This is a genomic window from Caenispirillum salinarum, from assembly GCF_044803115.1.
Classification (GTDB): domain Bacteria; phylum Pseudomonadota; class Alphaproteobacteria; order Rhodospirillales; family Rhodospirillaceae; genus Caenispirillum; species Caenispirillum salinarum_A.
Genome location: NZ_CP085224.1, coordinates 722,007 through 734,326 on the forward strand (window position 1 = coordinate 722,007; position 12,320 = coordinate 734,326).

At 68.9% G+C, this 12,320-nt stretch carries 11 protein-coding genes; 8 read left to right on the top strand and 3 right to left on the bottom strand.

Features of this window, described 5'->3' with window-relative positions; genetic code table 11:
- The first annotated feature begins 21 nt into the window (after window positions 1-21).
- The 3 genes from LG334_RS03330 (at window position 22) to LG334_RS03340 (ending at window position 2,508) form a co-directional block, all read left to right on the top strand.
- On the top strand, window positions 22-777 hold the full coding sequence (locus LG334_RS03330; protein WP_404383264.1) for a dienelactone hydrolase family protein: 756 nt from the start codon (window positions 22-24) through the stop codon (window positions 775-777).
- A 113-nt stretch (window positions 778-890) separates the two neighbouring features.
- On the top strand, window positions 891-2,078 hold the full coding sequence (locus LG334_RS03335; RefSeq protein WP_404383266.1) for a type III PLP-dependent enzyme: 1,188 nt from the start codon (window positions 891-893) through the stop codon (window positions 2,076-2,078).
- Window positions 2,079-2,175: 97 nt separating this feature from the next.
- On the top strand, window positions 2,176-2,508 hold the full coding sequence (locus tag LG334_RS03340) for a hypothetical protein (protein ID WP_404383268.1): 333 nt from the start codon (window positions 2,176-2,178) through the stop codon (window positions 2,506-2,508).
- Window positions 2,509-2,526: 18 nt separating this feature from the next.
- Here the strand turns inward: LG334_RS03340 and LG334_RS03345 are convergent, their stop codons facing one another.
- Complete coding sequence (locus LG334_RS03345) at window positions 2,527-2,832, bottom strand: hypothetical protein (RefSeq protein WP_404383270.1); 306 nt, start codon at window positions 2,830-2,832, stop codon at window positions 2,527-2,529.
- A gap of 133 nt (window positions 2,833-2,965) precedes the next feature.
- Here LG334_RS03345 and LG334_RS03350 point away from each other — a divergent pair, with 133 nt between their 5' ends.
- Window positions 2,966-3,655 (top strand): LuxR C-terminal-related transcriptional regulator, encoded by a 690-nt coding sequence (locus tag LG334_RS03350; protein WP_404383272.1) that lies wholly within the window; start codon window positions 2,966-2,968, stop codon window positions 3,653-3,655.
- An 8-nt stretch (window positions 3,656-3,663) separates the two neighbouring features.
- Here LG334_RS03350 and LG334_RS03355 read toward each other — a convergent pair whose 3' ends face one another.
- A complete protein-coding gene (locus LG334_RS03355) occupies window positions 3,664-6,780 on the bottom strand; it encodes an efflux RND transporter permease subunit (protein ID WP_404383274.1) in 3,117 nt (1,038 codons plus the stop codon).
- Between the two features lie 16 nt (window positions 6,781-6,796).
- Window positions 6,797-7,942: an efflux RND transporter periplasmic adaptor subunit gene (locus LG334_RS03360; protein ID WP_404383276.1), complete on the bottom strand. Its 1,146-nt coding sequence runs from the start codon at window positions 7,940-7,942 to the stop codon at window positions 6,797-6,799.
- Window positions 7,943-8,162: 220 nt separating this feature from the next.
- On the opposite strand from LG334_RS03360, the gene LG334_RS03365 reads away from it, so the two are divergent.
- The 4 genes from LG334_RS03365 to LG334_RS03380 all read left to right on the top strand — a co-directional run bounded on the left by LG334_RS03365 (window position 8,163) and on the right by LG334_RS03380 (window position 12,232).
- Window positions 8,163-9,170, top strand: coding sequence for a methyltransferase domain-containing protein (locus tag LG334_RS03365; RefSeq protein ID WP_404383278.1), 1,008 nt, complete (start codon window positions 8,163-8,165; stop codon window positions 9,168-9,170).
- A gap of 142 nt (window positions 9,171-9,312) precedes the next feature.
- On the top strand, window positions 9,313-9,435 hold the full coding sequence (locus tag LG334_RS03370; protein ID WP_404383280.1) for a hypothetical protein: 123 nt from the start codon (window positions 9,313-9,315) through the stop codon (window positions 9,433-9,435).
- Between the two features lie 66 nt (window positions 9,436-9,501).
- Entirely contained in the window at window positions 9,502-11,052 is a 1,551-nt protein-coding gene (locus LG334_RS03375) for a 2-isopropylmalate synthase (protein ID WP_404383282.1), read from the top strand.
- Between the two features lie 139 nt (window positions 11,053-11,191).
- Window positions 11,192-12,232, top strand: a complete 1,041-nt coding sequence (locus tag LG334_RS03380; RefSeq protein ID WP_009542696.1) for a rod shape-determining protein — start codon at window positions 11,192-11,194, stop codon at window positions 12,230-12,232.
- The last annotated feature ends 88 nt before the right edge of the window (window positions 12,233-12,320 follow it).

Sequence of the window (12,320 nt, forward strand, 5' to 3'; positions counted from 1 at the left end):
AGCAGAGAGGGAGGACAGACCATGGCCGATCTGGAAGGCCCCGATCCGGTAAAGAGCACCCGCGAGACGCTGGGCCACATGATCCACATCCCCGGCCGCGACGGCACGTTCAAGGCCTATTTCGCGCCGGCCGCCCACCAGGAGCCCGCGCCCTGCGTGCTGGTGTGCCAGGAAATCTTCGGCATCAACAAGGAGATGTGGCGCATCTGCGAGAACCTGTCGCAGATGGGCTACTCCGCCATCTGCCCCGACCTGTTCTGGCGCATCGATCCGGGCATCGAACTGGACCCGACGAACGAGCAGGAGATGCAAAAGGCGTTCGACCTGTTCGGCAAGTTCGACATCGACGCCGGCCTCAAGGACATCCAGGACACCATCACCCACGCCCGCACGCTGAAGGAGACCACCGGCAAGGTGGGTGCCATCGGCTATTGCCTGGGCGGCCTGCTGGCCTACCTGACCGCCTGCCGCACCGACGCCGACTGCGCGGTCGGCTACTACGGCGTGAACATCGACAAGTACCTGGACGAGTGCAAGGGCATCACCAAGCCGCTGATGCTGCACATCGCCGGCAATGACGAGTTCGTGTCCAAGGAGCAGCAGGAGAAGGTGATCGAGGGCCTGCAGGGCAACAGCCACGTCACCACCTACCACTATCCCGGCGCGCCGCACGCCTTCGCCCGCCAGACCGACGCGGGCCACTACAAGGAAGACGCGGCGACGGAAGCCAACCGCCGCACCGAGGAATTCCTGCTCAAGCACCTCAAGCATTCCTGACGCCGGCGGCAGCGGAACGGGCCCCGCTTCGGCGGGGCCTTTTCGCAAGGAGCGCAAGGGCGTAGGCTTTATAGCCGGCGCCCGCGCCGTCCTGTCACCGCACCGGAGGCCCGATGCTCAGAACCTTCGCCACCACGGAAGAGGCCCTGGATGCCGCACCCCAGGACTCGCCCATCTACTGCCTGCGCCCGCGTCTGATCGCGGACACGGCACGCGAGGCCATTGCGGCCTTTCCCGGCGAGGTGATGTATGCGGTGAAGTGCAACGATCATCCCTTGGTGCTTCAGGCCCTGGCCGAGGGCGGCATCCGGCACTGGGACGTGGCCTCGGCCGCAGAGGTGCGCGGCACCCACACCCTGTTCCCCGACCACCGGCTGTCGTTCATGCACCCGGTCAAGACGCCCAGGGCCATCGAGGAAGCCTATTTCGAGCACGGCGTGCGGGTCTTCGCCCTGGATCATGCCGAGGAGCTGGACAAGATTCTGGCCGCCACGGAAAACGCCGACGACCTGACGCTCATGGTACGCCTGGGTACCGTGGCGGGCATGGCGCTGGTGGATCTGTCGTCGAAGTTCGGCATCGATCCGAAAACCGCGGCGCCGCTCTTGCGCGCGTGCCGCGATCGCGCCGGTCGGGCGGGGCTGACCTTCCATGTGGGCAGCCAGTGCATCAGCGCCTCGGCCTGGGTCAAGGCGCTGGAGATGGCGTCGCAGGCCGTGGACCTGGCGAAGGTGCCCGTCGACCTGCTGGACGTGGGCGGCGGCTTCCCGGCGCGGTACAGGGGGGATGAGCCGACCTTTCCCGAGGTCTCGGCGGAAATCCGCGAGGCGCTGGACTGGATCACCTTCAAGGGCGATCCCAAGGTCCTGTGCGAGCCCGGACGGGCGCTGGTCGCCGGCGGCATGTCTGCGGTGGTGCGCGTCGAGCTGCGCGCCGGCGATCGGCTCTACCTGAACGACGGCGTTTACGGCGGCCTCTCGGAATTGAAACTGCTGGGCCCGGTCTTCCCCATGCGCGTGCTGCGGCCCGAGGGCGCCGGCCCGGTGGGAGAGGAGGCCGTGTTCAAGTTCTACGGCCCCACCTGCGACAGCATCGACACCATGCCCGGCCCCTTCTGGCTGCCGGCCGACGTGCGCACCGGCGACTGGATCGAAATCGGCATGATGGGGGCCTATTCCAACGTTCTGCGCACCGGCTTCAACGGCTTCTGGGCAGACCGTTTCGTGCAGGTGGACGACGACGGTCCGGTCAACGAGATGCTGCCCGACGCCGCCCAGGCGGCCTCGCCCTTCGCCGGCTGAGGCCGCGCCGTGCAAGGCGTCGCGCCGGAAACCCCGGCGCGACCGTGCCCGTTCCCTTCACAAGCACTCCGATCATTGGAAGGGAGAGGGCAGCCTCATGGCCGACACGTCGCAGAAGCCGACCGAGACGGACCAGGTCCGCGCCGCCACCGACCGGGGCGAGACGGGCGACAAGGTCAATCAGCACGACCCCGCGACCGCGCCGCTGGAAACCGGGGCCGAGGCGGCCGGCACGCCGACGCCCAAGGCCGAGGCCGCCAAGGCCGCCGAGGACCAGAAGCGCACCGGCCAGCGCGCCCAGCAGAAGCAAAAGCACTTCGCCGCGCACGAACAGCCCCAGCGCAAGAGCCCGGTAGGCCCGGGCCTGTGGGCCGGCATCATCATCGGCGGCCTGGCGCTTCTGGGGATCGTGCTGGGGCTGATCGGGTGACCGGCGGGCGCGGGAGGCTCAGCCGCCCGCGATGCAGGTGAGCGGCTCGCCGTGGCTGTCCCGGATGTCGGGGGGCACATGCAGGCCCAGCGGCCGGCGGCTTTCCATGACGCAGTGGTTGATGAGCTGCACCAGCGGCTGCAGGCACGGGCACTCCCCGAAGCACTGCGTGCACGCCAGCGCGGCTTCCGTGGCGTCTTCGATGACGGTGAGGCGCGGTGCGTCGGGCCGGATGGCGGCGACGCTTCGTCTTCCTTCGGGGCAGGCGCACTGGTAGGCGGCCTCGCGAACGGCCTCGACCAGGAGGTGACGCGAAACAGTCATGATTTTCAACCCTTTGAGCGTTGATTTCTTTTTATTAGCGCCAACTATAGGCGTATGCCAAAGTGCCAGCCAATGGGGGATAATACCCAGTCCTTCAGCGCTAATTCTGCACTGAGTACAACCCGAGGGGGCCATGCTGTGCGACTCGACCCGGCTGCGGCTGGAGCCGACAACCGATCCGCTGCTGTGCGAAGCCCTGGCCGCGCATGAACAGGCCGGCGACGGGCTTGAAAGCGTGCTGCACCGCCTGTCGGCAGATCCTGGGCTGAAAGACGGCCTGACCAACCTTTACAGCGTCGATATGTCGACCGCGGACCCCTTGGGCTTCGCCGTGCAGATCGGCGAGATGGGCGTGGACATGCGCGGCTCGCTGTCCACGCTGGGGGACTATCCCGACAGGCGGTACATTCTGGACAACGTCGCGCCCCACTACGCCATCGCCAAATCCGAGCGTCGCGCGGCGCTGTACCGGGTCCGCAGCCGCATCCAGGATCGCTTCGCCGTCTACGATCGCCTGATCCTTCCCACCCTGGACGGCGAGAGCTGCCTGTCGCTCTCGCGCATCCGCCTGGTGGTGGAGGATGCGGTGTCGCCGGTGCGCCAGGACGGGCTGACCATGCGCGAGCGCCAGTGCCTCAGCCTGCTCGCGTCGGGCCTTATGACGAAGGAAATCGCCTTCGCGCTCGGCCTGTCGGTGCGCACGGTGGAAAAGCACATAGAGAGTCTGAAGCGCCACTTCGGCGCCCGGACCACGGCCCAGGCGGTGGCGCGTGGCATTCTTGCGGAGATCGCCATGGAAGATCGGGGGCGGTCCGGCGGCTGACCCGCCCGCTACTCCGCCGCGCGGCCGACGGGCGGTGCCTCGGCGACCTCGCCGTCCACCGCCGTCCCGGCCCGGTCGCCCGCACCCTTCATGGCCGTCCAGCGGTAGAGGGTGGGCACCACGAACAGGGTCAGCAGCGTCGCGAACGCGATCCCGGCCAGAATCACCACGCCCAGCACCTGCCGCGTCTCGTGCCCCGCGCCGGTGCTCAGGATCAGCGGCACCGAGCCGGCCGCCGTGGAAATCGCCGTCATCAAGACCGGGCGCAGCCGGGCCACCGCGGCGTCCACGGCGGCATCCAGGCGTGGTTTGCCCTGCTCGGCCAGTTGCGTCGCGTACTCCACCAGCAGGATGCCGTTCTTGGCGGCCAGCCCCACGAGCATGACGATGCCGATCTGGCTGTAGATGTTGAGCGTCAGCCCCGTCACCCACAGGCCGAACAGTGCGCCCGTCATGGCCAGCGGCACTGTCATCATGATGAGCGCCGGCAGCCGCAGGCTCTCGAACTGGGCGGCCAGCACCAGGAAGGCCACGGCCAGGGCCAGGGCGAAGGTGGTCCAGCCGGCGTCGGTCGCCTTTACCAATTCCTGGGCGGCGCCGGTGAAGGACAGGCGCGCATCGCCCGGCAACTCGCGCTGCACGGTGTCGCGCACCCATTGCACCGCCTCGGCCAGGGGCATGTCCGGGCCCAGGCTGGCGGAAATGGTCACCGCCCGCATGCGCTGGTAGCGGTTGTAGCTGGACGCCGAGGCGACTTCCTCCAGTGACACCAGCGTTTCCAGCGGAATCAACTGCCCGGAGCGGTCGGAGCGCACGAACAGCCCCGTGATGTCGGCCGGCGCATCGCGATCGACGGCGCCGGCTTGAAGGATGACGTCGTACTCCTCGCCGCGGTCGACGAAGGTGCTGACCGTGCGCGAGGCCAGGGCCGTTTGCAGGGTGCGGCCCACCTCGCGCGCTGAAACGCCCAGTTCCGCGGCGCGGGCGCGGTCGACGGTGACCAGCAGCTGCGGGCGCTTCTCGTTGTAATCGCTGCCGGGGTCGCGCAGGCCGGGATGTGCCTCCATCTCCTCGACGATGATGTCGCGCCAGCGGGCGAGGTCCTCGTAGGTGGGGCCGCCGAGGACGACGCTCAGCCGGTTGCTGTTGCCGCCGCCCACCGACGCCAGGCCGGATCGCCCGCGCACATAGGTGGTGGCGCCCGGCAGGTCGGCGAGGTTGGCGCGCACATCGTCCATGATTTCGTCCTGCGAGCGACCGCGCGTCTCCCAGTCGTGCAGGGCGACGATGCCCCGCACGCGCGGCTCGCCGCTGCCCCAGATGGCGGTCAGCGCCTGGCGGATGCCGCCATCCTCTCCGACCAGCGGAAGCAGCGCGTCCTCCAGGGCGGCCACATAGCTTTTCGCGTAGTCCCAGGCGGAGCCCTCGGGCGTGTTGACGACGACCCAGAACCCGCCCCGGTCCTCGGGCGGCGTCAGTTCCTGGGGGATGTCGCGGTACAGCGCCCAGACCGATGCGACGGCGGCCAGAAGCACCACCACGACCGGCACGCGCGAGCGCAGGAACAGGGTCAGCGCCCGCCGGTAGCCGCCCTCCAGCCGCTCCAGTGCCGTGTCGACAAGCCGGATCAGGGCGTTGGGCTTGTGCTCCTTGCCCAGGAAGCGGCCGGACATGGCTGGCACCAGCGTCAGCGCGACCACCGTGGAGACGATGACGGTGGCCGCCATGGTCAGGGCGAATTCGGCGAACAGGCGGCCGACGTCGCCCTGCTGCAAGGCCAGCGGCGCAAAGACGGCCACCAGCACGCCGGTGGTGGCGATGACCGCCACGCCGACGGTGCGTGCCCCCGATATGGCGGCGGGACGGGCGGCCTCTCCCTTCTCGAAGCGGCGCCAGATGCTTTCCACCACCACGATGGCGTCGTCCACCACCAGCCCGGCGGCAAGCACGAAGGCCAGCAGGGTCAGCACGTTGATGGTGAAGCCCAGCGCCCACATGGCGAGCAGGCCGCCCAGCAGCGATACCGGGATGGCCGTGGCGGCGATGACCGTCATGCGGCCCGAGCCCAGGAACAGGTAGATGACCGCCGTCACCAGGATGATGGCGACCACCAGCGTCTCCAGCACGTCGTCAAGCGCCGCGTCCACGAAGACCGAACTGTCGTAGGAGACGCCGATGTCCGTGCCCTCGGGCAGGTCGGCGATGATGCGCTCCACCTCGGCCTTCACGCCGGCGGCCACGTCCAGGACGTTGGCGTCCGCCTGGGCGATGATGCCCAGGCCGAGCGCCTCGCGCCCGTTGGCGCGGAAATGGCGGTGGGTGTCCGAAGGCCCGATTTCTACCCGCGCGAGCTCTCCCAGGCGAATGATGTCGCCGTTGTCCAGCGTGGAGACAGGCAGGCTGTTGAATTCCTCCGGCGTCTGGTAGCTGCGCACCGTGCGCACGGCCAGCGTCTGGGCGCTGCCCTCCAGCCGGCCGGCGGGAAGCTCCACGTTCTCGCGCCGCAGGGCCTCGTCCACGTCGGCAACCGTGAGCCCGCGCGCGACCAGGGCGTCGCGGTCGAGCCAGACGCGCAGGGCGTAGCGCTGCTCGCCGCCGACGTTGATCTGGGCCACGCCGTCGATGCTGGTCAGCCGGTCCACCACCAGCCGTTCCGCCAGGTCGGTCAGCGCCATGGGCTCCAGGTGGTCGGCGCGCAGCGTCAGCCACATGACCTCGTCGGCGTTCTCGTCGGCCTTGGATATGCGCGGTGCCTCGATGTCCTCGGGCAGGTCGCGCAGGGCGCGGTTGACGCGGTCGCGCACGTCGTTGGCGGCGTTGTCGATGTCGCGGTCCAGGGTGAACTCGACCGTCACCCGCGAGCGTCCCTCGCTGGAGTTCGAGGTGATGGTCTCCACCCCCTCGATGCCGCTCAGGTAGTCTTCGACGACCTTGGTGACGCGGCTTTCCACCACCTCGGCGGCGGCGCCGACATAGCTGGTGTTGACCGAGACGATGGGCGGGTTGATGTCGGGCGCCTCGCGCACCGACAGCTGGCCCAGGGCGAAAATGCCGAACACCAGGATCAGCAGGTTCGCCACCGCCGCGGCGATGGGGCGCTTGACGGACAGGGTGGAGATGACCAAGGACGCCTCCCGCCGCTCAGGTCTCGGCCGGAACGGCGCCGGACGCGCCGCCCTCGGTTTCTCGTGAGGCGTCGACCGCAAGGGGATCGACCGTCCTCACCGCGTCTCCGCCCCTGAGCTTTGCCGCGCCCTCGATCACCAGTTGCTCGCCGGGCTCGACGCCGGCGGTGATCTCCACCCGGTCGGCGGTGCGCCGGCCAAGGGTGACGGTGCGGCGCTCTGCCGTTCCGTCCTCGCCGACGATGAAGGCGAAATGCTGGTAGCCGACGGGAACGACGGCGCTGGCCGGCACCATGATGGTCTCGCGCCGGGCCGTGGCGACGTTCACCAGCACCAGCTGGCCGGGGCGCAGCAGGCCGTCGGCGTTGTCGACCCGGGCGCGCACGCGGGCCTGACGGCTGACCGGATCGACGCGGGACGCCACGGTCAGAACCGCGCCCGTGCGCTCGGCATCGGGACGGGCGACGGAATGCAGCGTGACGGTCTGGTCGCGCTCGACGCGCGCGAGGTTGTCCTCGGCCACCATGAAATCGACGTAGACGCGGTCGACGGCGTCGAGGGTGGTGATCTCGTCGCCCGGCTGCAGATAGGCGCCGGGGCTGATCTCGCGGAAGCCCACCCGACCGGCGAAGGGCGCCGTGACCGTGCGCTTGCGCAGGCCCACCTCGGCCAGCGCGACCTGGGTGCGGGCGGCCTCCAGGGCCGCCTGGGCGTCGTCGAAGGGGCCCTGTGCGATGGTGCCGTTGGCGCGCAACTGGCGGGCGCGCTCGAAGGCGCGGCGGGCTGTTTCCAGTTCGGCGCGGGCGGCGGACAGCTCGGCCTCGGCCTCGGTGGCGTCAAGGCGGACCAGCGGCGCGCCCTTGGCCACCTCGGCCCCGTGCTCGAACATCACCTCTTCCACCGTGCCCGACGCTTCGGCGGCCACGGTGACGCTCTCGGTGGCGCGCACCGTGCCATTGGCGGTCAATTCGTCGGTGATGGTGACGCGCTCCACCGGCGCCACGGCCACGGACTTGGCCGGGCGCGCCCGCGACGCCTCGGCACCGCCGCCCGCGCCGGCGACCGACTCCTGCCACGGCAGGCGAAGGATGCCGTCGGCGTAGGCCCACACGCCGGCGGCCAGGATGAGCAGCGGCAGAAGCCACAACAGACGCTTGACCATGATCTCCGTCTTTCGCTGTCCCGCCTCTACGGCCGGACCCTCTATGTAGGACCATTCGTCATGACAAGAAAGGCGCGCGAACACGGCCCACGCCGCCGAATGGCGTAACGCCGACGCAACAGCCGGGCACCCCGCAGTGGGACTGGAAAGACGGTGGCGCAGGGCCGACCCTTTGGGAGGTCGCGAGACCGACCGACGTCCTTCGGGTCCAGGGGAAGAAATGTTCAATAGCACCCAGGTCGCACCAGCCGCTATGCCCGGCGGCCTGACCATCGCCGATCTGCGATGTCCCGCCACCGGCGCGCCCCTGGTGCCGCGCGAGGGTGCTCTGGTGAGCGTCGGCGTGGTGCCCGAGCGGGTGTATCCCGTCGTGCGCGGCGTGCCGGTGCTCATCGACGACGACACCAGCCTGTTCCGCATCGCCGATTTCACGGCACCCGCGGGCGGCGCGGCCATGCCCGGCACCGTAAAGGCCGCGGCGGCGTCGCAGGCCGGCGCCGTGAAGCGTCTGGCGCGGGCGGTGCTGCGCCGGCTGCCCGACCGCAGCTACAACACCTCGGACTTCAGCGCGGCCCAGGCCCTGAATGCGCTGGCGGCGCAGGTGCCCGAGGCGCGCGTCCTGGTGATCGGTGCCGGCGAGGCGACCCTGCCAGCTCGGCCGGGCCTGCGCATGGTCTACACGGATGTCGCCGTCGGTCCCAACGCCCACTACGTCTGCGACGCCCACCAACTGCCCTTCGCGGATGGCAGTTTCGACATGGTGGTGTGCTGCTCGGTGCTGGAACATGTGCTGGAGCCGCACGCCTGCGTCGCCGAGATCCACCGCGTGCTGCGGCCGGACGGGCTGGTCTACGCGGTGACGCCCTTCATTGCGCAGGTCCACATGGGGGCGCACGACTTCACGCGCTTCACCTTCCTGGGTCACCGGGCGCTGTTCCGCCGCTTCGACACCCTGCGCGCGGGCATGGCCGGCGGTCCGGGCATGGCGCTGACGTGGACGTTCGAATACTGGCTGACCAGCTTCGGTCGGCGCGGGACCGTGCGCAGCGGCCTCCAGGCGGCGGCGCGGCTCCTGTCCTGGCCGGTGCGCTACGGGGACCACCTGCTGGCCCGGCGGGAGGGGGCCTACGACACCGCCGCCGGAAGCTATTTCTTCGGCCGGCGGCGCGAGACGCCGGTGCCGGCACGCGATCTTTTGAGGGAGCACCGCGGCCTGAACCCGCGTTGACGGCCGCCGCATTTTCCACCAAGCAGGGGAAAATAGGTGTTCCGCCGTGCCTCCGCATAATGATATACAAGACCGGTACTTGGGCTCGGGGGTTTGCGCCTTTCGGGGCGGCGGTTGAGCCCAAGTCGAAAAAGCCGGGGCAATGTCGAAACTCGGCGATGCGGCGGTGCCCGTCGACGGCGACGGATGCGGCGTGACCGGCGGCTCGGGCGGCCGCGCCCGCCAATCCGCCGACGCCTTGTGGTTCAGCCGGCGTCGCCAGTGACGGATGGCACAGCGCCCGGTCTATTCTTGCTCTAGTCTTCCGTCCCGCCAGTCTTGCGAGAGTTTCATGTCCCCCCAGTCTGCCGACCGCGTCATCATCTTCGACACCACCCTGCGCGACGGCGAGCAGAGCCCCGGCGCCTCCATGAACCTGGAGGAAAAGTGCCGCATCGCGGCGCTGCTGGAGCAGATGGGCGTGGACGTGATCGAGGCCGGCTTCCCCATCGCCTCCCGCGGGGACTTCGAGGCCGTCAACCAGGTGGCCAAGCAGAGCGACCGGTCCATCATCGCCGGGCTCGCCCGCGCCACCAAGGCCGACATCGATCGCGCCGCCGAGGCCCTGGCGCCGGCGCCGCGCAAGCGCATCCACACCTTCATCTCCACCAGCCCGCTTCACATGAAGTTCAAGCTGCAGATGGAGCCCGAGGCCGTTCTGCAGGCGGTGAAGGACAGTGTCGCCTACGCGCGTGCCAAGGTGGACGACGTGGAATGGTCGGCCGAGGACGGATCGCGCACCGAGCCGGACTTCCTGTGCCGCTGCGTGGAAGCCGCCATCGCCGCCGGCGCGACCACAATCAACATTCCCGACACGGTGGGCTATGCCGTGCCGGACGAGTACGCCGCGCTGATCGCCATGCTGATCGAGCGCGTGCCCAACGCCGACAAGGCCGTCTTCTCGGTCCACTGCCACAACGACCTGGGGCTTGCCGTCGCCAATTCCCTGGCGGCGGTGAACGCGGGCGCGCGGCAGGTGGAGTGCACGATCAACGGCCTTGGCGAACGGGCGGGCAATGCCGCCATGGAAGAGATCGTCATGGCCCTGCGCACCCGCGCCGATCGCATGCCCTACGACACCGGCATCGACACGACGCTGATCACGCGCGCTTCCAAGTTGGTCTCCACCATCACCGGCTTCACGGTGCAGCCCAACAAGGCCATCGTCGGAAAGAACGCGTTTGCGCACGAGAGCGGCATCCACCAGGACGGCATGCTCAAGAACGCCCAGACCTATGAAATCATGACGCCGGAGAGCGTCGGGCTGACCAAATCCACGCTGGTCATGGGCAAGCATTCGGGTCGGGCGGCCTTCCGCGACAAGGTGCGCGAACTGGGGTACACGCTCGACGACGACAAGCTGAACGACGCCTTCAAGCGCTTCAAGGACCTGGCGGACCTGAAGAAAGAGGTGTTCGACGAGGACGTCGCGGCGCTGATCGACGACGAGATCCTGCGCGCCCGCGACCGCATCAAGGTCGTGGACCTGTCGGTCATGGCGGGCTCCAGGAAGCCGCAGACGGCCGAGCTGACGCTGGAGATCGACGGCGAGCGCAAAACCCACAAGGCCGAGGGCGACGGCCCCGTCGATGCCACCTTCAAGGCCATCAAGGCCCTGGTGCCGACGACGGCGCGGCTGCAGCTCTACCAGGTCCACGCCGTCACCCAGGGCACCGACGCCCAGGCCGAGGTGACCGTGCGGCTGGAGGAGGACGGCAAGACCGTCAACGGCCAGGGCTCGGACACGGATACGCTGGTGGCGTCGGCGAAGGCCTACGTGACCGCCTTGAACAAGCTGCTGGTGAAGCGCGAAAAAACTGCGCCGGCGGCGATGAATGCGTGAATTGGTCGTCGTTCGTGGTTTTCGCTTGTTGCCACGGACGGCAGACTATAGGGATAAGACCATGCCGGAGGGTGAGTCCTCCGGCATTGTCGAATCCCGAAGCCACAACGAATGGCAAAGCTTGGCTGAGTGAGGGAGCATGTTTTCCAGGCTGACCGGTTGGCTCTCCGCCGACATGGCGATTGACCTCGGTACCGCGAACACGCTGGTGTACGTGAAGGGGCGCGGTATCGTATTGAATGAGCCCTCGGTGGTGGCCATTGCCGAGGTCAAGGGCAAGAAGCAGGTGCTGGCCGTCGGCGACGAAGCCAAGCAGATGCTCGGCCGAACCCCGGGCAACATCCAGGCCATCCGGCCGCTTCGCGACGGCGTCATCGCCGATTTCGAGGTGGCCGAGGAGATGATCAAGCACTTCATCCGCAAAGTGCACAACCGGCGCAGCTTCGCCTCGCCGATGGTCATCATCTGCGTGCCGTCGGGATCGACCGCGGTGGAACGCCGCGCCATCCAGGAAAGCGCCGAGGCCGCCGGTGCGCGCCGCGTCTACCTGATCGAGGAACCCATGGCCGCCGCCATCGGCGCCGGTCTGCCGGTGACCGAGCCGACGGGCTCCATGGTGGTCGACATCGGCGGCGGCACGACCGAGGTCGCGGTGCTGTCGCTGGGCGGCATCGTCTACGCCCGCAGCGTGCGCGTCGGCGGCGACAAGATGGACGAGGCCATCATCGGCTACATCCGCCGCAACCATAACCTTCTGGTGGGCGAGGGATCGGCCGAGCGGATCAAGAAGGAAATCGGCTGCGCCTGCCCGCCCGAGCAGGGCGAGGGCCGCACGCTCGAGATCAAGGGCCGCGACCTGATGAACGGCGTGCCCAAGGAACTGGTCATCTCGGAACGCCAGATCGCCGACAGCCTGGCCGAGCCGGTCTCGGCCATCGTCGAGGCGGTGAAGGTGGCGCTGGAGCACACCGCGCCGGAACTGGCCGCCGACATCGTCGACAAGGGCATCGTGCTGACCGGTGGCGGCGCGCTGCTGACCAACCTGGATTACGTGCTGCGCGTCTCCACCGGCCTGCCGGTCTCCATCGCCGACGATCCGCTGTCGTGCGTGGCGCTCGGCACGGGCCGGGCGCTCGAGGAAATGAAGAAGCTTAAGAACGTTCTAACCTCCATGTACTAAGATCGGCGGCGCCGACCCCGGGGGCGGGGCGGTGCCGATCCGGCGGAGGCCGTGGGCGGCTTGAGGGTGAGAGAGCGAGAGACCGGCG